Source organism: Micromonospora sp. NPDC093277 (genome assembly GCF_044765245.1).
Lineage (GTDB): Bacteria > Actinomycetota > Actinomycetes > Mycobacteriales > Micromonosporaceae > Micromonospora.
Window position 1 is genome coordinate 1 of the sequence record NZ_JBIWJO010000009.1, and the last position, 22,376, is coordinate 22,376.

Annotated in this window: 11 protein-coding genes; 8 read left to right on the plus strand and 3 right to left on the minus strand. The window is 69.4% G+C overall.

Going from position 1 to position 22,376, the window contains the following annotated elements; translation table 11 throughout:
* The first annotated feature begins 168 nt into the window (after nt 1-168).
* Nucleotides 169-684 (plus strand): hypothetical protein, encoded by a 516-nt coding sequence (locus tag ACIRG9_RS20495; protein ID WP_402857954.1) that lies wholly within the window; start codon nt 169-171, stop codon nt 682-684.
* A 165-nt stretch (nt 685-849) separates the two neighbouring features.
* On the opposite strand, the gene ACIRG9_RS20500 is transcribed toward ACIRG9_RS20495, so the two are convergent.
* Entirely contained in the window at nt 850-2,793 is a 1,944-nt protein-coding gene (locus ACIRG9_RS20500; RefSeq protein ID WP_402857957.1) for a BTAD domain-containing putative transcriptional regulator, read from the minus strand.
* 456 nt (nt 2,794-3,249) lie between these two features.
* Here ACIRG9_RS20500 and ACIRG9_RS20505 point away from each other — a divergent pair, with 456 nt between their 5' ends.
* Entirely contained in the window at nt 3,250-3,585 is a 336-nt protein-coding gene (locus tag ACIRG9_RS20505) for a hypothetical protein (RefSeq protein ID WP_402857960.1), read from the plus strand.
* 154 nt (nt 3,586-3,739) lie between these two features.
* Here the strand turns inward: ACIRG9_RS20505 and ACIRG9_RS20510 are convergent, their stop codons facing one another.
* Complete coding sequence (locus ACIRG9_RS20510; RefSeq protein ID WP_402857963.1) at nt 3,740-4,957, minus strand: ParB N-terminal domain-containing protein; 1,218 nt, start codon at nt 4,955-4,957, stop codon at nt 3,740-3,742.
* A 236-nt stretch (nt 4,958-5,193) separates the two neighbouring features.
* Nucleotides 5,194-5,415 carry a hypothetical protein gene (locus ACIRG9_RS20515; RefSeq protein ID WP_402857966.1) on the minus strand — a complete coding sequence of 74 codons (222 nt, stop codon included), beginning with the start codon at nt 5,413-5,415 and terminating at the stop codon, nt 5,194-5,196.
* Nucleotides 5,416-5,688: 273 nt separating this feature from the next.
* Here ACIRG9_RS20515 and ACIRG9_RS20520 point away from each other — a divergent pair, with 273 nt between their 5' ends.
* From ACIRG9_RS20520 to ACIRG9_RS20545, 6 genes are all read left to right on the plus strand, one after another.
* Entirely contained in the window at nt 5,689-6,381 is a 693-nt protein-coding gene (locus ACIRG9_RS20520) for a helix-turn-helix domain-containing protein (protein ID WP_402857969.1), read from the plus strand.
* 23 nt (nt 6,382-6,404) lie between these two features.
* Nucleotides 6,405-7,652 (plus strand): ATP-binding protein, encoded by a 1,248-nt coding sequence (locus ACIRG9_RS20525; RefSeq protein ID WP_402857972.1) that lies wholly within the window; start codon nt 6,405-6,407, stop codon nt 7,650-7,652.
* Nucleotides 7,653-7,660: 8 nt separating this feature from the next.
* Nucleotides 7,661-8,398 (plus strand): LuxR C-terminal-related transcriptional regulator, encoded by a 738-nt coding sequence (locus ACIRG9_RS20530; protein WP_402857975.1) that lies wholly within the window; start codon nt 7,661-7,663, stop codon nt 8,396-8,398.
* 384 nt (nt 8,399-8,782) lie between these two features.
* Nucleotides 8,783-14,500 (plus strand): RHS repeat domain-containing protein, encoded by a 5,718-nt coding sequence (locus ACIRG9_RS20535; protein WP_402857978.1) that lies wholly within the window; start codon nt 8,783-8,785, stop codon nt 14,498-14,500.
* A gap of 79 nt (nt 14,501-14,579) precedes the next feature.
* Entirely contained in the window at nt 14,580-16,187 is a 1,608-nt protein-coding gene (locus tag ACIRG9_RS20540) for a DUF5722 domain-containing protein (protein ID WP_402857981.1), read from the plus strand.
* Between the two features lie 278 nt (nt 16,188-16,465).
* Entirely contained in the window at nt 16,466-22,288 is a 5,823-nt protein-coding gene (locus ACIRG9_RS20545) for a LamG-like jellyroll fold domain-containing protein (RefSeq protein ID WP_402857984.1), read from the plus strand.
* Nucleotides 22,289-22,376: the final 88 nt, after the last annotated feature.

A 22,376-nucleotide genomic window follows, 5' to 3' on the forward strand; every position in this document is an offset into this window, starting at 1 on the left:
GGCGAGACCAACATCGCCCGTGCCACCCGACGTGCCAGCCATCGTCCACACGACCTCATCACCGTGGTGACCAGCAGTTATCTCAGAACGCAATGACCCTGTCCGGCCGGGGCGGGGGCGAGCGGATCGGCGGATCCGAGTGGGGAGCCACCGGCCGAGCGGTCTTCGGTGCCGGAGCAGCCGGAGAACAACAATGCGGTGGCTGCCCGTACATCCAGCGATTTCTCATCGGTGTGTGACGGTGGCTCGATTCTCAACGCTGCTGCGTACACGGAGGCGAAGGGCGCCAAGGTTTACACGTTCGGCAACTCGCCGGAGCGTCCGCAGTCCTGGCTGAGTAAGTCGGTTGGCTTCGACAAGGCGTATTACGCCAAGACCGCTGATTGGGCCAAGGTATCCGTGGTCGGCTGTCTCAGCTTTGACGAGGGCAGCGAGGGGGAGTCCCGTAAGTGTCAATACAAGGAGCGCGACGGCAAGTCGGTCACGGTGGACTACGTTTCGTTGCGTTACACGCTGACGCTCTACGTGGCGCGGACCGGTGAGAAGATCGCGGACGGGGGCCGGGTCAACGCCCCGGCAGCCCGTTGTCCGAGTTTTATCTCCTACAACAAGGAGACGATGAAGGCGTACGGCTCGCCGGACATCCGCACCATCGAGCTGGCCTTGGACAAGTTCACCGCCTGACCTGTGGCCAACTGCCTGGTGGCGGGGTGGAAACCGACTCCCGCCCCGCCACCATCGGCCTGCCGACCGGCAACCGGTTCCACCGCCCAGGCTCCCGCGTCCTCGGAAGGATCGCACGCTGGTACGGCATGAGCTGGAGCGGCGCGACACGGTGCCGAACACCGGCTACGACCTGTCCGAGTTAGCCTGATTGAGTCGGTCGGCAAGCTGCGCGACTGCGGATTTTCTCAGTCGCACAGGCCGTACACCGACACGCGGTAGCGATCCTTGGCGCTTCCTGCACCCGCCGGATCGCCGGCGGAGTGCGCGATCCGCCCCCAAGAGGCTGGGCTGCTCCTCCGCCTCGGCCAGCTCACGCGCGTAGATCCGGATTAGCTCGTGGAACCGGTAGCGCACGTGCCCCTCGGCCGTCGCGGCAATGTCGAGCAGATGCACGTCGACCAGCTCGTCCAGCAGCGGCTGCACAACCGAGGCCGTGGCGTTCAGGACGGCGGCGGCGGCCCAGGCCGCGAAGTCGGGCGCGTCCAGCAGCCCGAGCAAACGGAAGAGGCGCTGAGCCTGGGGTGATCGCCCTCGGTAGCTCAGCGCGAAGCTTGTCCGCACGCCCAGCCCTCGATAGCGCAGCCCATCAAGCCGGTACCGGGCATCGTCCAGCTGGGCGACCATGTCGGCCACCCGGTAGTGCGGCCGGGCCGCCAACAGCGAACCCGTGACCTGCAGCGCCAACGGTAGCCCGGCACAGAGCCTGATCAGCGTCTGTACGTCCCGACGCGCGGATGCGGTCAGCCGGTCACCAGCCATGGTCCGCAGCAGTGCCTCGCTGTCGGCGTCGGAGAGCTCACCCAGTTCCACCCGGTGTGCCCCGGCCAACCCGCCGAGCCGGAATCGGCTGGTCACGATCACCCCGCAGGTCCCGCTCGCCGGCAGGAGCGGCGCCACCTGTCCCTCGTCCCGCGCATCGTCCAGCACGACCAACACCCGTCGCGCGGCCAAGAGGCTCCGGTACAGCTCTGCCCGTTCGTCGTCGTCATCAGGGACGGCGGTCGGCGGCACGCCGAGCGCCCGCAGGAAGCGGCCGAGTACCGCGTACGGAGTGAGCGGCTGCGGCCGACCACCGCCCAGCTTCGCGAACAGCTGCCCACCCGGAAACGCCAGCCGGAGCCGGTGCGCCACCTGCACCGCCAGGCTGGTCTTCCCAGAACCGCCACGGCCCGATACCACCACCGCCGCGGTCGGGTCTTCTGCGGCACGCTCCTCGCCGAGCGTCTCCTCGATTCCGGCCACCTCACGACTCCGGCCGGCGAAGTCCCCGAGCGCCGGCGGAAGCATACGCGGGACGACCGACGGTCTCGGTCCACCCGGGAAGCCCGTGATCCTCGCTGTTGCGGATGGTGCCAGATCGAGTGAGGGGTCCTGGGTGAGCATCCTCTGATGCAGGTTGCGCAGCTCTTCGGCCGGATCCAGCCCCGTCTCCTCGATCAGGGCTCTGCGGGCGCGGGTGTACTCGGCGAGCGCGTCCGCCCGCCGGCCGCAGCGGTACAGCGCCAGCATCAGCTGCGCCCGCAACCCCTCCCGCAGCGGGTATTCGTTGGTAAGCACGGTCAGCTCGGCCAACAGCTCGGCGTGGCGGCCCAGCCTGAGGTCGACGGCGATCCGCGACTGCAACGCCGACAGGCGGACCTCGTCCAGCCGCGCGGCCTCGGCGGCCAGCACCAGAACGTCGGTCATGCCGGCGAACGCGGGCCCACGCCACAGGCTCAGTGCCTCCCGCAACCGGCGGCTCGCTTCCTCCAGCTCACCGTTCGCGGCCACCGCCCGCCCCGCGGCCGCCAGATGCTCGAACTTCGTCGCGTCCAGCTCTTCCCGCAGCGCCGGCACCAGGTAGCCGGAGCCCTCGCGCACCACGCGCGCCGGGTCGCCAAGGTGCCTACGGAGTCGGTGGGCGTACGTCTGCATATTCTTGGTGGCACTCTTCGGAGGAGTGTTTCCCCACAACGCCAACGCCAGTTGCTCTTCCGAGACCGGATTACCCGCTTGACACAGCAGAACCGCCAGCAGCATCCGCGCCTTGGGCGTACCGAGGTCGAGTTGCTCGCCCGCCCGCCACACCGCCAGGGCACCTAGTATTCCAAACTTCACCGAATTCCCCTTACACGTCGACGCACGCTAGAGCCTGGGCGGCCTGAGATCGACGGTTTCTCTGCGTAAAGAAATGATTGCTGGCGGAATCCTCGACAGGCACTCTGCTGCACGCGGGGTCGACGTGGAACGGGTCACGGTAGTGGCACTCGATGAAGACGGCGTGAGGGCGTCCAGGGTCCTGGATCAGGAGGCGTCTCGGCGCGAGGATGATGGCGGACTCCGCCGGGCATTTCAAGGTTCAGGTACGCGTGGAAGGTGCTTTGTAGCATCCGTACCGTATCGGTCATCGGCATCCTTGACGGGACACGCGATGGGTCGCAGGATCTACGGGCGCCAGCCGAACTCAGGATCAGCCGAACCGGCGGAGAGGGATCAACAGAGGTGCATCAGAGAGAAAATGGAGCGGGCCGCAGGGACAGCACCGTGAAACGGATCGCGGTCGCCCTGGCCCTTGCCGCCACATCGACCTTCGGTGTGGTGGCGGTCACCGCGGCGCCGGCGCAGGCGCTGCCTTCGACTTGCAACGGCACCCTCGGGTCCGCCAGCTATGGGGTCATGTGTAGGGCCGGCACGGGTTTCTACCGCGCCTGGGCCAACTGCACCCACGACAACAACTCAACCTTGAAGAAGTACTTCTACGGTTCTGCCGTGGGCATTGGGGGATACTCCAAAGCGGCCTGCGGCGCCAACTACCACCTCAAGAACAAGAGCAGCGACTACGGGGTGTCCAAGTCTGACTATCTCCCCCCGAACTGGTAGCAGGACGTCGTAGGTGCCACGACCGGCTGCCCCCAGTGGGATACCGGTCGTGGCCCGGCGGAAGCTGGGCAGCCGATTCCTTCAGGTGATGGCCCAGCCGGTTGGCTGTGCGACTGAGGAAGCCCGCAGTCGCACAGTTGCCGGCCGGTGTCAGTTAGGCCAGCTCGGACAGTTCGTAGTTGGTGTTGGACGCCCTGTCGCGTCGTTCCAGTTCATCGGCGAACGTGATCCATTCGTTGCCGTACCGGCGTGCGATCCTTGCGATCATGATGGCGCAGTGTGGCGGTATGGTTCTCAGCGCGTCTCGCCACTTGGCCGAGGCAATGCCTGACGAGTTGAGCCAACGTAACAGGCTACGCCCGGACTCCGTGTAGCGGAGGGAAGGGTCGCGCTGCAAGCCTTTGAGGATCACCAGCGGGTCGGAAAGCTGCGCCAGGCCGCCACGCTGTGGGGGTGACGCTCCGGCGGGATTTTGGGCCCGAGTGCCGGCGGAACCAGGGCCTCTCGGGTGCAGCTGTGTGACGTCTCCGGGTACGCGTTCGCCCACACCGACCGGTGCCGGCTGTTCACCGGACTGGACTCGCGCCCGCACGTCGCGGACTGTCGCAACCGAAATGCCGGCTTCCTTGGCGATCTGCCGAAGGGAGAGGTCGGGTCGCTCGATGATGGCGCGGCCGGCGATCCGCCGTCCCTCCGCCGTGTTCAGCGGTCGCGCGCGCCCGTCCTTGCCCACGCGGACGGCGGCCTCGGCGCCCACTGTGCGGGCCCGGATCGCCGCGACCGTGCGAGCCGCAAGACCAGCGGTGGTGGCGATGCGGCGGTCGGACAGTTCGGGGTTGGTGCGGATGATTCGGGCTGCGGCGGTCCGCCGTTCAGCAAGGCTGAGTCGGAGACCATGCCTCACATTGGCCTCGACTGCGACCCGAAACGCATCGTCCGGCGACCCGTCGAAGAACCGTGCGGCGATCTGCACACGACCGCGTAGCTGAGCCGCCCGGCATCGGTGCACACCGTCGATGACGCGCATTGTTGCTCGATGCACCAGGATCGGCGGCAGTTGATCCTGCACCTCCGCCAACAGTCGGACATGGTCATCGTCAACGCCATGCAGACGCGGCGAGTCAGCCATCCGGAGATCAGCGATCCACACATCTACGGTAGCGCTGTCCGTGTAGGACCGCACTTCCGCCTCCCGATCATGGTAATTTTCCTGGCCGTTAGCCATTCCGGTGTGGCGTGCCATAGACTGCTCCTCTATCTTCCGCAGCTTGCCAACGAGGAAAGACTGCCGATTCGGGTAGAACTCGCCGGAAACCGCAACACGGCCTAGCATGGGAAGCGTTATCGTCGCGATGACTTCCGAAATGGTCATTTGTAGGTGACAGAGGCCATACGAGGGTGCCCGTACCGAGCAACAGCAATCCCGAACAGGTCACGCTGTCAGCGACTGAGGGACGCGGCCGGCCGTCGGACCCGGTTGCCTACCGGTGCGGCAGGCGGAAGTCGATCTCGCCCCGCCGGACACGCCGGAGACACCAGCGGTACGTCGATCCGTCATCCATCAACGTAGGTGCGCCCGTCGTGTGCGCGGGCGGAGGCACCGCGCTCTCACCGCCTGATGCTCACGTGTCCACCCGTGCCGGGCGAGCCGTGGACATCTGCGAACATCGCGCACCACTCGTACGTGCGGCCGGGCCCGTACTCCAGGCGACCACCGTTGGCCTCGGAGCTGCCGACCTCCGCCCGGGCGGCCGAGACGACTCCGGCGCGGGTGGGCGCGGCGGCCTGAGCGGGCCCGACGGCAACGAGCACGGAGGCTGGGACTGCCATCGCCGCGACCGTGGCCAGCGCAGGCTGGCGCCGCCATCGGGTAAAGGTGGGTGGCAATGTCGACATGCCGTTGCTTCCCTCCGAGTCACTGCCGTTTGCTGAGCTAGCATGATCATTGGCCTCTGCCGGTTCGTTGTGACCCAACGAATCCGCGGAGTTGGTGTGGGCCTGGGCCGCGCGAGGGGGCCGTTCGCTGTGCGTCCGCCTGTACGGCCGGCGGGCGGCGGCGAACCGCGCTCGTCGTGCGGTCGACGCCGTCACGTGCGGTCCGGGGTGAAAACCATCCAGGCGTACCGGTACGCCATTGACCTCACCCCGGCGCAGGAGCGGGCCGTGCTGGCGCACGCCGGGGCCGCCCGGGTTGCGCACAACTGGGCTTTAGCCAGGGTGAAGGCGGTAATGGATCAGCGGGCGGCCGAGCGTTCGTACGGGATCCCGGACGATCAACTCACCCCGGCGTTGTCATGGTCGTTGCCCGCGTTGCGTAAGGCGTGGAATGCCGCCAAGCACGATGCCACGCCGTGGTGGCAGGAGTGTTCCAAAGAGGCGTTCAATACCGGTCTCGACGCCCTGGCGCGTGGGTTGAAAGGCTGGGTCGACTCCCGGACCGGGAAACGAGCCGGGCCGCCGGTCGGGTTCCCCCGGTTCAAGTCCCGGCGCCGCAGCACACCGAGCGTGCGGTTCACGACCGGCGTGATCCGGGTCGAGCCGGACCGGATGCACGTGGTGCTGCCCCGGCTGGGCCTCGTGAAGCTGCACGGGTCCGCCCGCAAGCTCGCCCGCCGTCTCGACAACGGCACCGCCCGGATCATGTCCGCTACTGTCCGGCGCGACGGCGGGCGCTGGTACGTCTCGTACACGGTCGTGCTCGAACGGGCAGTGCGGACACCGGCCCGGCCCGCATCCGCCGGTCAGACCGGGACCGTCCCACCGCAAGGCGGGGACTATCGATCGTGTGCTCACTAGAGCCCGCTGAAAGGTAACGGAGCATGAGCGGTCGGACTGGTCTGTGGCGGGTCGCGGATTTGCCGACGACCAGGGCTGGCGTCGAGCGGCTCTTCTCGTACTTCATCGCGGGGGTCCGCTTGGGCACGGTCGCCCAGATGATCCCCGCTGTTCACCTCGGCGTGGCGACGTCGCCGCACCAGGTCGTCTACCTCGCCTGCTGGGTCGCCGCGGCTTTTACGGCGGTCGCGGTGAGCGTGGTGACGCTCGTGCGCCGTCGCCCGCTCGGTGTGGCGGCTTCTGCGGCGGACCTTGCGCTGGCCTGTGTGTTGCTCCTCCTGGGGCCGGTGGTGCTGCTGCCCGGCGAGCGCATGGGCAGTTGGGTCGCGTACCAGCCGGGCTACGCGCTGTCGGTCAGCTCCACGATCGGCGGTGTCCGCAGCCGCGCTCTCTGGGCGGGCGGCCTCCTCGCTGTTGTCGTCTGCTACCTGATGTATGTCGGCGGCGAGGTGGGGGGAGAAATGGCCTCGACCGCCGTCGGCAACGTCCTTACCTTCGTGGTGTACGCGCTGGTCGCGCGCATGTTTGTCGGATACACGCGCCGTATCGCGCACGATGCTGATGCCTCGCGTGCCCTTGCGGCAGAGCTGGCACGGCGCGAGGAGGAACGACGGGCCCAGGTGATGTTGCACAACGGCGTCGCCGTCATGCGCCTGCTCACCGAGCCGGGGACCGACGCCTCGCGCTCCCGGCTCATCGGCCAGGCTGAGGTGGAACTACGGCGCATGCGCTCCTACCTGCGTGGCCGAGCGCCGGACGGGGATGGGGCCGCCGCCTACACGGCGGCCGGTTCCGATCCCACCGTAGCCGTTGCCGCGATGATCGAGCGGGTGTGCGACCGGTTCGTCGACCTGCCCGTCGATGCGTTGCTCGACCTTGGTGCCGACCTGAGACTTCCCGCCCCACAAGCCGAGGCTCTCGAGCGCGCGCTCGACAGTCTGCTGCTCAACGTACGGATGCACGCCCGGGCAGATGCGGTCGTGATCCATCTCGACCAGGGAGCGGACGGGGGCTGGACGCTGACCGTGCACGACGATGGCGTGGGCTTCGACCCGGCGGGGGTGACCGCCGGGGTTGGGCTGGGCGAGGTGGTCGTTGGCGAACTCCGGCTACGAGGGCTCGCCGTCGAGATCGACTCCGCGGCAGGTGAGGGGACGACTGTGACGATCTCGTCCGGCCCTGGGCCGGCGGCCGTTCGTACCGGCCGAGACGACCTCGCGGACACGCCGTGAGGCCCGCAGTGGCGGTCGTCGATGACGCGTCGCTGATACGCGACTCGTTCGGCCTGCTCATGCCTGCCCTGGACGTCGTCGCGGCATTCGCGACCGTAGAGGAGTTGGTACGTCGTCGCCCCACGGCGGATGTCGTCGTGCTCGACCTGCACCTGGCGAACCTTGAGCAGCAGCCTGACGTCCGGCAGGGCATCGCCGCGATCCGCGCCTTGACGGTCTGCGGCTACCGGGTCTGCGCCTACAGTCAGGAGGAGCGCCGTTTCGTCCTCGCGGCGTGCATCGCGGCGGGTGCAAGCGGGGTCGTCTCCAAGGCGCTGCCGACCGGCCGCGCGGAGCAACTCGTCCTCGAGGTCGCCTCCGGCGGCACCGTGGTGCCGCAGCCGGTCATCGGGATACTCGAGGTTCTGGTCCGGCGCGACCGCATCACCGTGCTCAGCGAGCGCCAGCGCCAGATCCTCCACGGCCGAGCCCGCGGACTGAGCTACGCCCAGATTGCCAAGCAACTGTTCGTGAGCGAATCCACGCTGCGTGGCTACTGGCTCGAGCTCACCCGGTCGCTGTCCGACTCCCTGCGAGGCCTCACCCCCGGCGAGATCGAACGTGCCCTCGGTCTCGCGCCGGGAGACCTGCTGGAATTCTGGCCCGGAGAAGCGGCTGACGGGAAGGACTGGTGGCGCATCGGCACGGGCCATCACGGCGTCGGCCGGGGGATCGCGTCCGAGAGGACGCCCCAGCTCGATCTTTAACCCGCCGGGCGGTGGCATCGACCCCGGCCGATCATGGGAACAGCTCTTGATCGATCATTCCTCTTGTCTGGGGAAGAAGATCAAGAACCAAGGGCTGTCCGGTGATCAGGGTGCACGATGCCGGGACAACCGGCGAGGTCGTGCGGCTGGCCGCGTTCCGGCGCAAGTTCCACCGCTGTCTGGCCGCTCGCGAAATGCGTTGTTCGTGTTGGCCGACGCGCTGTTGTGCGGCGCAACGACCCACTCAGACCGATCTTGCAACCAGGACCCCAAGCAGTATCCGGACCTGTGGCAGGGCCCCGACGGTGTGGCACAGCGTATGTGAAGCCGATTTGAAGGCGGCCGCTGTCACGCTCTTCCCGTCCACACTCGCAGGGGGAGAGCATGAGCAGACCGAGAGCTCGCCGGTGGATCTCGTACGCGACCGCCATGGTGCTCGCCGCGTCGCTGCTGGTGGCGGTGGAACGGCCGGCGCCGGCCGCGGCGGCCGGCCCGTCCGCCGACCTTCCGGTGATGCCGCCGGTGCCAGTGACCACGGATCAGATGGGCACCCGACCCAAGGACCAGGCCGCCGAGGGAGCCCTGTCGGGCGACCAGGCGAAGCTGCCGCCCAAGGAAGGCGCCGGCACCTCGGCGGCCACGTCGCTGTCGCCGTCCGCCAACTGGGCGGTGTCGACCCAGTCCGGCGACTTCCAGTGGGCGTACCCGCTCCGGGTGCCCCCGGTCCCCGGCGACCTGGTGCCGGATCTGGCCCTGACCTATTCCTCGTCGGCTGTGGACGGCCGTACCAGCGCCACCAACAACCAGCCGTCCTGGGCCGGCGACGGGTGGGACCTCAACCCCGGCTTCGTAGAGCGAACCTACGGCGCCTGCGCCGACGACAAGGAGGGCGGCACCGTGCCGTCCACCACCATCGGCGACCTCTGCTGGCGCAGCGACAACGCGACAGCGTCCTACGGGGACGGCGGCGGCCAGCTGGTCTGCTGCGACGGCGACGGTAGGTGGCGGACGCAGTCCGACGACGGCTCCCGGATCGAGCGGCTGGGCCGGCCGGAGAACGGCAACGAATCCTGGAAGATCACCACGCCGGACGGTACGCAGTACTTCTTCGGCTCCCGAGCCGAGTCGAAGTCGACGTGGACCGTGCCGGTGTACGGCGACGACGCGAACGAGCCGTGCAACAACCGAGCCGGCTTCGCGGCGTCCCGGTGCACCATGCCGTGGCGATGGAACCTGGACAAGGTGATCGACCCCAACGGCAACATGATGCTGCTGACCTACCAGACGGAGACCAACTCGTACGGCGTCAACGGCGGCACCGCCGCAGTGCCGTACATCCGAGGCGGGTGGCTCGATCGCATCGAGTACGGGCTGCACGAGACCGCGTCCAGCATGCCCGCCGCGCAGGTGGTCTTCGGCGTGGCGGACCGGTGCGTGCCGGGCAGCACGTGCACCTTCGACCGGCCGGAGAACTGGCCGGACACCCCGCTCAACGACCGGTGCGAGGCAGCGACCTGCACGGACAAGCCGGCACCCACGTTCTGGACGACCAAGCGGCTCGCCACCGTCACCACCCAGGTCCGCAAGGACGGCAGCCTGACCGATGTGGATCGGTGGACGCTGGGCCAGCAGTATCCGCGGCCGGGCGACGGTGAGCCGGGTGCCGCCCTGTGGCTCCAGTCGATCGTCCACGCCGGGCTCGTTGGCGGCACCGCCGAGCTGCCACCGGTGACGTTCGAGGGCACCGCGCTGCCGAACCGGGTGTACCAGGAGGACAACCTCTCGCCGCTGCTGCGGTACCGGCTCACCGGCATCGTCTCCGAGTCCGGCGGAGTCATCTCGGTCAAGTACGCCGAACCGGATTGCAAACCCGGCCAGTCGATGCCGGCCAACGCGTACACCAACACCCTGCGCTGCTTCCAGGCGACCTGGGCCCGGCCGATGCACGCCCCGCGCACCGACTGGTTCCACAAGTACGTGGTGGAGACCGTGACGCTCTCCGACATGGTCAGCGCCAACATGGAGGAGGTGCTCGCCTACCAGTACCTGGACGGCGCCGCCTGGCACTACGACACCTCCGAGTTCACGCCCGCCGACAAGCGGACCTGGAACGAGTTCCGTGGCTACGGCAAGGTGCGGATCCGGCACGGCACCAGGAACGACCCCGCCGGACCGGTCTCGATGTCCGACGAACGGTACTACCGCGGCATGGACGGCGACCGGCTCAATCTGCAGGGCGGCACCCGGGATATCGAGATCGAGGACTCCGAGCGGGTCAGGCGCCGCGACCACGACTGGCTGTCGGCCGTCCCGCTGGAGACCATCACGTACCTCGGCGACAGCGACACCGTGGTGGACAAGACGATGTACGAGCCGTCGTGGGGGGCCGGCCCCACCGCCTCCCGCGGCACCCTGAAGTCGTACCTGGTCGTGCCGCATGTACAGCGCACGTTCACGACGACCGAGAGCGGCCGGCGGGAGACCCGGGTGGAGACCGGCTACGACGACCGCGGCCAGCTCACCACCGTTGACGACCTGGGCGACACCGCCACGGCCGACGACGACCTGTGCACCCGCACCACGTACGCCCGCAACAACGGCAAGTGGCTCATCTCCTATCCGTCGCGGACCCAGACCGTCTCTGTCGCCTGCACCGCCACCCCGACGTTCCCGGACGACGCGGTCTCCGACGAGTACGCCTCCTACGACGGCCAGGACCGGGGCGTGGCCCCTGAGCGTGGCAACCAGACGAGGACCGAGGTGCTGTCCAGGTTCAACGACAACGTGCCGGTCTACGCCCTGGAATCCACCGCCGGATACGACGTGCACGGCCGAACCATCGAGGCCGCCGACGCGCTGGGCCGCACGACCCGGACCGCGTACACCCCGGCCGAAGGCGGCCCCACCACCCAGCTGGTGGCGACCGACCCGAAGGGGTTCACCACCACCAGCCAGCTGGAGGTGGCCAACGGGCAGGCGCTCGCCGTCACCGACGTCAACGACCGGCGCTCCGACACCCGACTCGACCCGCTCGGCCGGGTCACCGAGGTGTGGACGCCGGACCGGCCGCGCAGCGGCGGCACGGCCGGCTCGCAGAAGTTCGCGTATCAGATCCGCCGCACCGGCCCCACGGTGGTGACCACCACCAAGATCGGCCCCAACGGCACCTACATCAGTGGCAATGAGCTCTATGACGGCAACATGCGGCTGCGCCAGGTGCAGGTGCCCGCGGTCGGCGGCGGCCGGCAGGTCACCGACACCCGGTACGACTCGCAAGGGCGGGCGTACAAGACCACCCGGCCCTACTACACCACCGGCGCCGTGGACGCCAACCTGCTACGCGCCTCCGACGCGGACATACCGGGCCAGACCGAGACCCGGTTCGACGGCGCCGGCCGGCCAATCGAATCGATCTTCAAGGCCGGCGCGACGCCGAGGTGGACCAGCTACACCCGTTACGGTGGTGACCGCGTCTACGTCACCCCGCCGACGGGCGGTACGCCGACCGCGACCGTCACCGACGCCCGCGGCAACACTGTTGAGCTGCGCCAGTATCGCGGTGCCAGCGCGACCGGGAACGACTTTGACCTGACCCGGTACGAGTACGACCCGTCCGGCCAGCTCACCAAAGTCACCGACCCGGCCGGGAACGCCTGGCGGTACGAGTACGACCTGCGCGGCCGGCAGATCCGGACCGACCACCCGGACAGCGGTGAATCCACCCTGACCTACGACGAGGCTGGGCAGCTCCACTCGACCACCGACGCTCGCGGCATGACCCTCGTCTACCGCCACGACGAGTTGGGTCGACAGCTCAGCACCCGGATCGGCACCGCCACCGGCAGGCTGATGGCCGAGTGGACCTACGACACCGTGCCGGACGGGTTCGGCGGCGTGGTCAAGGGCCAGCCGGCCAAGGCGACCAGCTACGACGCCCAGGGCCACGGCTACGCCACCGAAGTCCTCGCCTACACGGCGCGGTATCAGCAGCGCAAGGCGTCGGTCACCATCCCCGGGGCCGAGGGCCCGCTGGCCGGCACCTACACCACCTGGGCCAGGTACAACCCGGACGGCAGCCTGGCCGGACAGACCTACCAGGCGATCGGTGGGCTGTTCGAGGAGGAGGTCTTCCACACCTACGACGACGCCGGCCAGCCACTGACCACCTACGGCGGACCCGAGGGACAGACCGTCACATACGCCGCCGACAGCCAGTACACCAGGTACGGCGAACTGCAACGGCTGCAACTCGGCACCGGCACCAAGCGCGTCTGGCAGTCCTGGTACTTCGACCCGGCGACCCGCCGGCTGGACCGGTCCATCATGGACTCGGAGCTGCCCAGGCCGATGCAGTCCGACGTGCACTACCAGTACGACGACGCCGGCAACGTCACTTCGGTCGCGGACACGCCGCTGTACCAGACAGCTGACCGCCAGTGTTTCCGGTACGACCACCTGCGCCGGCTGACCGAGGCATGGACGCCGGCCGGCGCCGACTGCACCGCCGCGCCGGACGTGAAGACGCTGTCCGGACCCGCGCCGTACTGGCAGTCGTACATCTACGACGCGGTCGGCAACCGGCGTACCAAGGTCGAACACAAGGCCACCGGCGACGCGACGACCGGCTACAGCTACCCGGCGCCGGGCACCGAACGACCGCACGCGGTCACCGCCACCACCGGCCCCCAGCCGCAGGCGTTCCAGTACGACGCCGCCGGCAACGCCACCGTCCGCGGCACCCAGCAGTTGACCTGGGACGAAGCCGGGCGCCTGGCCATGGCGAGCGACGGCGACGAGAAGACCACGTTCGTCTACGACGCCAGCGGCGCCCGGCTACTTCGCCGCGATCCGACCGCGACCACCCTGTACCTGAACGGGCAGGAACTGCGACTGGAGCGTGGCACCGGCAGGCTGGCCGCCACCCGCTACTACACACACGGCGACCGGACGGTCGCCAGCCGGACCGAGTCCGGCCTGACCTGGCTGGCCAACGACCACCACGGCACCACCGACCTGGTCATCGACGCCGCCACGATGACGGTCACCAAGCGCCGTTCCGACCCGTTCGGCAACCCGCGCGGCGAGCAGCCGGCCGACTGGCCCAACGAGCGGGGTTTCGTCGGCGGTACCGAGGACGAGAGCACCGGCCTGACCCACCTCGACGCCCGCGAGTACGACCCGGAGCTCGGCCGGTTCATCTCGGTCGATCCGGTCACCGACCCGGCCGACCCGCAGCAGCTGAACGCGTACGCGTACGCCAACAACAGCCCGGTCACGATGTCCGACCCGGACGGCCGGCGATACTTCGCCGGCGATTACGGCTGGGGTAGCACTCCGGCGGCGGCCGAGAAGGTCAACGCCTCCAACAATCGAGTGCAGAAGGCTCTCCGCAAGCAGCCCAAGTCGAAGTTGTCCAAGCCCAGGCACAGCAAGCCGAAGGGGAAGCTGACCAAGCCGAACAAGAAGGCCGTCAGCCGGGCCGCCCAGCACGACTGGAACGGCGCCGACGGGCCGCGCGGGCGGGTCGGTGGCTACAACTCCCGGGCCGTGCCCCGCCAGCAGTACGGACCGTACAGCCCGTACGAGCCGTATGACATGCCTAGCCCGTACCAGCCGTACGACCGAGAGGGGACGGACCTGGACAAGGCCGGCGACATCCTCAAGGACACGTTCATGCCGCACGCCGACGAGGGCGGCTTCGGGATGCTGCAGGACGGTCTCATGTTCAACTGGCAGATCGCGGGGCCGGCAGTGATCTGGGTCTGGGAGAATATGGACCTCATCGCGGCCGGGTTCCAGCTCTGCGCGGCGCTTATACCGAACCCGATCTGCGTGGTGGGCGCGGTGCTTACCACGATGATCGCCACTGGTCAGGGCATCTACAACTGCGCCTCGAATAAGGCGGGACCGGACTGCTACGTGCTGGTCGCGGTCGACGGCCTCTTCACGTCCAAGAGACACGGCGTAACCGCGTTCGCCGTGAACAGAGGGTTAAAAATCACGGCCAACCTCTTGGGCTTGGGTGGCACCGCGGCGGGCAAGTTCGCCGACCCCAAAACCCACATCGGGCGCACCAGTCCGCAATTGAAAAAGCCCCGATGAACGCCTATCGAGCGGCACCCGGATCGGTGTGGAAGGAGACATGCAAATGCGCAAACGACCCCGATCTCTAAGTGGATCTGTGACCAGCGGCCGCTCGCGTGTGCTGGCCGGGGCCGCGCTCGCCCTACTGTCCACTCTGGTTGTCGGATCGGCGCCGGTCGCGGCGGCGGCGCCGCTGCCCTACCCGGAACGCGACGCCTACCGGATCAAGGCGATCCAGCCGGACTCCTGGCCGGACAAGGCGGAGATCGCCGGCAACAACACCGGTGGCGTGGCGATGAATCTGGTCTGGGCGCAGTGGCAGCCGACCCGCAAGGCGGCGCCCTGCGCGGCGGGTGAGGAGACCTACGACGGGTACTGCTTCACGGTGCCCGCCCAGATCGACGTCGACATCGCGGACTGGACCGCGCGGGGCCTCGTGGTCACCGGCGTCGGGTACGGCGTGCCGGTCTGGGCCCGGCAGGGCAAGGCATGCTCACCGGCCGCGCCAGGCTTCGAGATCTTCTGCACCCCGACCGACCCGGCCGACTACGGCCGCTTCGCCGGCATGCTCGCCAGCCGATACAGCGGCCTGCGCGGCCATGGACGCATCGCCGACTTCGTGGTGATGAACGAGGTCAACTCCAACGCCTGGTTCGACATCGGCTGCGGCCAGGGCGTCGCCTGCGACGTCGGCCGGTGGCTGGACGAGATTGCCGGCAACTACACCGCCGCGTACGACCGGGTGGTGGCCGAGCAGCCGACCGCCAAGGTGCTCATCTCGCTGGACCACCAGTTCGGCACCGCCCTGCACCGCCCGGGCGCGGCCGATGCCACCCTCGCCGGCGAGACCGTCCTGCGCGGCCTGGCCGCCCGGGTCGGCGACCGCGCCTGGCGGGTGGCTTTCCACCCGTACCCGAAGGACCTGCGCGACCCCGCCAGCAGCCCGGACGACTACCCGTACGTTACCTACGGCAACATCGGCGTGCTCGCCGGCTGGCTGCGCGCCACCTACCCCACCCGCCCGCACACCTGGGACATCCAGCTTACCGAGAGCGGGCTCAGCTCCGCGGCACCCTCCGCCCCAGCACGGCAGGCCGCCGCCGTCTGCGACTCGTTTCGCAACGTGCTCGCCACTCCCGGCATCAGCAACTACGTGTACCACCGGATGCGTGACCACCCCGACGAGGTGGCCGGCGGCCTCGCCCTCGGCCTGCGCAACGCGGACGGCATCGCCAAGCCGGCGTGGGCGACCTGGGCACTGGCCAACCGCAGCGACCTGAACCCACCGCAGCTCTCCTGCGGGTTCGAGACGCTGCCGTACACCCGGCTCGTCCGCGGCTACCACCCCACCCGCGGCCACTGGGCTTCCTCGCGCCTGCTGCCCGCCGGGTTCGTCGTCGAACGCACCTGGCAGCTCTGGCGTGACCAGGTGGCCGGCACCGTGCCACTTTTCGAATGTCGTGTCGGCATGCACACCATGCTCAGCCGCGACCCCGCATGCGAGGGACAGTTCCCACTCGGCCCCGTCGGATACGCCTACGACCAGGCAAAGGCAGGGACCGTACCGCTGTACCGCTGTCTGATCCCCGCAAACGGCGACCATTTTGTCTCCACGGATCAGGCATGCGAGGGGCACCGAACCGAGAGCAGAACCCCACTGGGCCATGCCATCGGCTACCTCGTGGTGCCGCGCGGCAGACGCTAGGAACCGGACGGTGACGGGCCCGGCCGAAGCCGGGCCCGTCGCTCAGATCAACGAGGCGAACCCGCGCGGGCGCGGGTGCTTCACCACTGGTTAGTCACATGAAGCTGAAGTGAAGGCGTCGCTTGCCAGGATGGCGTCCTGGTCCAGCACTCGGGGAGGAAAACGTGGCGGGAATCCGGGCGCGACGGCTCATCGCGGCTGCGACGGCGGTACTGGCGGCAGTAGGAGTGGGGGCAGCGGTCGCGAATCGTTCCGGTCCGTCACGCGCCCATGCGCAAGTGAAGGTTGCGGAGGCGCCCGAGCCGGGCGCGGCGTTCCGCGCGGCGCGGGCGCAGGGTAGCCGGGTGGAGGCGGTGAGCCTGCGCACCGAGACGCGCGCGGTGTACGCCGAGCCGAACGGCACGATGACGGCGGAGCTGACCAGCCGGCCGGTCCGGGCCAAGCATGCGGACGGCAGCTGGTCCACGGTGGACACGAACCTGGAGCGGCGCGCCGACGGCACGGTCGCGCCCCGAGCCGCGCCCGTTGACCTGACGTTCTCCGGCGGCGGGACGCGGGCGGCCCTGGTCCGGTACGGCCGGCAGGGCAAGTGGTTCGAGCTGACCTGGCCGGGCCGCCTGCCTGCGCCCACCCTGGACGGAAGCACCGCGACCTACCCGGAGGTGCTGCCCGGTGTGGATCTGCGGCTGACCGCCGACGTGGACGGATACGCGCAGTACCTGGTGATCAAGAACCGCGTGGCGGCGGCCGACCCGGCGGTGCGCGCGATCCGGCTGGGCCTGCGCACCCACGGCCTGAGCGTGCGCGCCGGCCGCGGCGGCATCCTGGAGGCCCGGGACGCGAAGGGTGCCGTGCTCTTCGCCGCGCCGGTGTCTCGGATGTGGGACTCGGGGTCGCCGCGGCGTGCGGCCCAGGTGGAAGTGTCTGTGGAGAACGGGGAGCTGGTGCTGCGCCCGGACCGGGCGTTGCTGACCGGCGAGGCGACACACTATCCGGTCACCGTCGACCCGCTGTGGCACACGGCGGACAAGGCTCGTTGGACGTCGGTGTTGTCCGGCAAGCCGGACCAGAGATATCCGAACGGCAGCGGCGATCCGAATGGGCGAGCGCAGGTCGGACAATGCTACGACGATGGGACCTGCAACGGCATCGGCGCCGCACGCACCTACTGGTTGTTCGACACCAGTTTCCTTACCGGCCGGCTGATCATTTCGGCCGCACTGCAACTCTCGGTGGAGCACAGCCCGAACTGCACCGCCTACCAGCAGCAGGTGTATCTGGCGGGCAGCGAGATCGACGACCTGACAACCTGGAATCGCCAGCCGGGTGGCACAGGCACCCCACGTACCTTCTCGTCTCCCCATGCGTGTAACGGCTATGCCGGGGTCGGGATCGACGTGAACGGCATCATCAACGCGGGCGGCACCACGACGTACCTGGTCAAGGCGACCAACGAGGGCGATCAGCTGGCGTGGCGCAAGTACAACAACAACGCCAAGCTCATGGTGAACTTCAACCGGGTGCCGGACGTACCGCGTAACCTGCAGACCGACCCGCCGCTGACGGCGTGCCACTGGTGCGGCGGCGTGCCGTACGTCGGCAACGACAACGTACGGCTGATGGCCACCCTGACCGACCCCGACGGCGACCAGGTGCAGTCGGTGTGGCAGGTCAAGGTGAACGGAGCCGCCACCCAGACGGCGAGCGCCTTCCAGAACAGCGGTGCCACCCACTCGTCGAACGTCAGCACGGTCAACCGGCACGGCGCCACCATCGAGTGGGCGGTGCGGGGCGTGGACACCGCCGGGCACGGCGGCGGATGGGCCCAGGGCACCACGTTCGTGGTCGACAAGGAGCCACCCGCGGTGCCGCCGGAGGTGGTCGCTACACCGTACGACGCGGACAACCGGTGGCACGGGGGTGTCGGGGTGCCCGGCCGGTTCGAGTTCAAGTCGGCCGGGGTGGACGACGTGGATCACTACCTGTGGGGCTGGACCGACCCGCCGTCAAACGTGGTGTTGGCCAGCGCGCGGGGCGGCTCCGCGAGGGTCACCCTGACCCCGCCCGGAGACGGGCCACGGGATCTGATTGTGCAGAGCGTCGACCGGGCCGGGCACCGCAGTGAGCCGACCGTCCACCATTTCTACGTCCGGGCCGGCAGCGGCCCGCTGGCCCAGTGGTCGCTGGACGGCAACGCCGAGGACGAGGCGTTCCTCGGCGACCGGCACGGCACCGCCGCTGGCGGGGTGACCTACGCGCCGGGCGCCGTGGGTCAGGCGGCCAGGTTCGACGGTTTGACCGGGTACATCAGCGCGCCGCACACGGTGCGTACGGACGCCAGCTTCGTCGTCTCCGCCTGGGCCAGAGTGGACAGCGGCGGGTACGCGCGGGCGGTGGTGAGCCAGAGCGCCGCCAATTTCCCCGGCTTCGTGCTGTGGTACCGGCCGGAGGACGGTGGCCACTGGGTCTTCGGGATGCCCAGGTCGAAGGACACCTACCAGGGCACCGACATGGCCGCCTCGGCCCAGCTGGCGCAGGTCGGGGTCTGGACCCACCTGACCGGCGTGTACGACGCCACCGCACGCGAACTGCGGCTCTACGTGAACGGGACGCTGGCCGGTACCGCCAATCGGGCCGTCGCGGACTGGGCCGCCGGCGGACCAGTCCAGATCGGACGGGTGAGGTGGAACGGCAGCGCCGGCGCCGACTACTGGCCGGGCCTCGTCGACGAGGTGAAGCTCTACGACCGCCTGCTCGGCGACGCGGAGATACAGGCCGCGGTCGGTGCGGACAACGTGCAGGCCGGGCATTGGAAGTTCGACGAGACGTCGGGCTCGACCGGCCGTAACGAGGTCGACGGCGGCGAGATGGCGGCCCTGCACGGGGATGCGACCTTCACCGGGGACAGCGACGGCGACGGACTCGCCGATGGTGGCGCGGTGGGCGGTGCGGTCCGGCTGGACGGTGCCGGCGACTACGCCGCCACCAGCGGCCCGGCCGTGCACACCGACCAGAGCTTCACGGTCGCCGGCTGGGTCATGCTGGATCAGGCACCGGCACCGGGGCAGTTCGCCACGGCGCTCTCTCAGGACGGGACCGCCAACAGCGGGTTCTCCCTGGGGTACCGGCAGCGTGCCTCCGGCGGCGGGGTGTGGGAGTTCACCACGCCGAGCTCGGACGCCTCCGGCGCGGGCGGCCCGGCGGTGCAGTCCGCGACGGCCGCGTCCGTTGACGTGCCGACCCATCTGGCGGCCGTGTACGACGCCGACGCCAAGCAGATCCGGCTGTACGTCAACGGTGCGCTGTCTGCCACCGGCAGCCGACTCGACGGGTTCGACGCCGCCGGTCCGTTCGCGATCGGGCGCGGCCTGAACGGGACGCCGGGTGCCTACTGGAGCGGCTGGGTGGACGAGGTCCGGGCGTACAGTCGGGCCCTGCCCCAGGCGGAGATCCAGGCGGTGGTCAGCCGTGATGACGTGGCGCTGGGGGAGTGGCGGCTGGACGGCAACGCCGCCGGCACCAGGGGCGGGGCTGGCACGCTGAACGGCACGCCCTCGTGGACCGGCGGGCAGAGCGACGCGCCGGACCCGACCGACCTCGCGGTGCAGCTCAGCGGCGCCGATTACGTGAGCCTGCCGCACACCGTGGACGTGCGCAACAGCTTCTCGGTGGCTGCCTGGGCGAAGCTGGACCAGGTGGGCGGCACCGCGACCGTGGTGTCCCAGGACGGCACTGCAGTCAGCGCCTTCCAGCTGTCGGCCCTGCCGAACGGCCACTGGGCGTTCGGCATGTCCGCCACTGAGACTGGGCAGGCCCCCCAGGACCGGGTGGACGGCCCGCCCGCGCAGGTCGGCGTCTGGACCCACCTGGTCGGCGTCTACGACGCCGGCGCGGGGCAGCTTGCGCTGTACGTCAACGGGGTGCCGGCCGGCACGGCCACGCCGCACGTGCAGACCTGGAACCAGCCCGCCGGCGGCCTGCAGATCGGTGCCGGCCTGTGGAACGCGAACCGGCAGAACCGCATGAGAGGTGCCGTCGACGACGTTGCGGTCTACGGGCGGGTGCTGTTCGCCCCGGAGATCAGGGAGATGGCCGGGCGGGACCTGACGCTGGCCCACAACTGGCGAATCGACGAGGGGAGCGGCAACCAGTCCCCGGACGCGGTCGGCCAGCGCACCGCCACGGTGACGGGCGGGGTCAGCCGGGTGGCGGGGCGGCTGGGGAACGCGGCGTCGCTCAACGGCACGGATGGGCGGCTCGCCACCGGCGGGGTCGACATCCGCACGGACACGAGCTTCACCGTCGCCGCCTGGGTACGGCTCAAGAACACCTGCGTACCGGCGCCCGACGCGTTCGAGTGCAAGCTGATCGCGGTGAGCCTGGATGGCGCCGCGGGCGGCGCCAGCAAGTTCCGGCTCGGGCACTGGCGTGACCGGGGCCAGAACGTAGACGGCGTGTGGGTGTTCGAGATGCCCGAGCCGGACGGCAGCATCACCAAGGCGGCGGTACCGGTCCTCCCGTCCGACCTCGACACGTGGGTGCACCTGGCCGGCGTCTACGACAAGGCCACCGGCAAGCTGTGGCTGTACGTGAACGGCACCCGCAAGGGCGACGGCACGCTCCTCACGTCCTGGCACACCGCCGGCGGACTGCAGATCGGCCGGGCGAATGACGCCTCCGGCAACCCGGGGCAGTACTTCCCGGGCATGGTCGACGACGTGCGGCTGTACAGCGGCGTGCTGGACGACGACCGGATCAGCAACCTGTACGGCTCGTATCCGGTGCAGTGCGGCACGATCGCGAAACCCGTGGTCTGCCCGCTGCCGACGCCGGACAAGGGGCGGTGGCGCTTCGACGAGAACACCGGCACGACGGTCGCGGATCCTTCCGGTGCCGGACCGGTTGCCACCATGCTCGGCAGCACGGGCTGGACCGCCGGTCGGATGGGCGCCGCCGGCAAGTTCGACGGCACCAGCGGGGGCGCGCGGACTGCCGGGCCGGTGCTGGCCACCAGCGAAAGCTTCGCGGTGAGCGCGTGGGTGTACCCGGGCGCCACCACCATCACCACCAACCAGGTGATCCTCGCCCACGCGGGCGCCACAGCGAGCGCCTTCTACCTCTATCGCGAGGCGGGCGGCCGGTGGGCGGCGGCGACGACCTCGGCGGACACCGCCAATCCCACGCTGACCACGATCCTCTCCACCGAGCGGGTGTTGCCGGGCCAATGGACCCACCTCGGGCTCGCCTACGACGACACGCTGCACCAGCTGCGGCTTTACGTCAACGGCCGACTGTCCGCGGCGCAGACCGGCGTGAACACCTGGAACCAGAACGCCACCGGGCCGCTGACCATCGCGTACGGCCAGTGGGCGGGCGCCGACAGCCTGCACTTCCAGGGCGCCGTCGACGAGGTACGTGCCTTCGGCACGGCGCTGCGCGACGGCGAAATGAGCAAGGTGTACGACGACGCCGGCCCGGTCGGGCGAGGGTCCTGGACGTTCGACGATCAGACCGTCACGGACTCGTCCGGCCGGAATAACCCGACCACCACCGCCGGGCCTGTCTCCTACGTGGACGGCGCGAAAGGCAAGGCGCTTGCGCTGGCCGGCAACGGCGCCGCGACCGCCCAGCACCCGTGCGTGCTCCCGCCGACGAGCCTGACGGTGTCGGCGTGGGTGAAGCTCACCTACGAGCCGGCAGTGCAGGCGGTGGTGGCCCAGGACGGCACCCGCATGAGTGGCTTCGCCCTGCAGTACCGCCCCGAGCTGGGTACGTGGGTGTTCGGCGCGTGGACGCAGGACAACGATCAGGCCGAGTTCGTCTACGCCCGATCCCGCGTCACCGCCGTGCTGGGGGAGTGGACCCACCTGACCGGCGTCTACGACCACGCCGCCGGCGAGCTGCGGGTCTACGTCAACGGCCAGTTCGCCGGCAGCCGCAGCGGCGTCACGCTGTGGCCAACGACCGGCGGCTTCTCGATCGGCCGCGGCCTGCTGTACGGCGTACCCGCCCAGCACTTCACCGGCCAGATCGACGAAGTCCGCGTCGACCTCGGCATCGTGCCCGATGGCGAGCTTGTCCAGCGGGCCACCCGCGGATAGCTGGACCGGCGGCTGTTGATCGACGATTTGTGTCGGTCCAGTGATACAACTGCCATCGCAGCGATGCGATCAAGAAGGAGGTCGTGGC

Bases quoted from the DNA above. Each gene is read 5' to 3' on its own strand.
- ACIRG9_RS20510 (WP_402857963.1), bottom strand. From the start codon at position 4,957: ATGACCATTTCGGAAGTCATCGCGACGATAACGCTTCCCATGCTAGGC.
- ACIRG9_RS20515 (WP_402857966.1), bottom strand. From the start codon at position 5,415: ATGGCAGTCCCAGCCTCCGTGCTCGTTGCCGTCGGGCCCGCTCAGGCC.
- ACIRG9_RS20525 (WP_402857972.1), top strand. From the start codon at position 6,405: ATGAGCGGTCGGACTGGTCTGTGGCGGGTCGCGGATTTGCCGACGACC.
- ACIRG9_RS20535 (WP_402857978.1), top strand. From the start codon at position 8,783: ATGAGCAGACCGAGAGCTCGCCGGTGGATCTCGTACGCGACCGCCATG.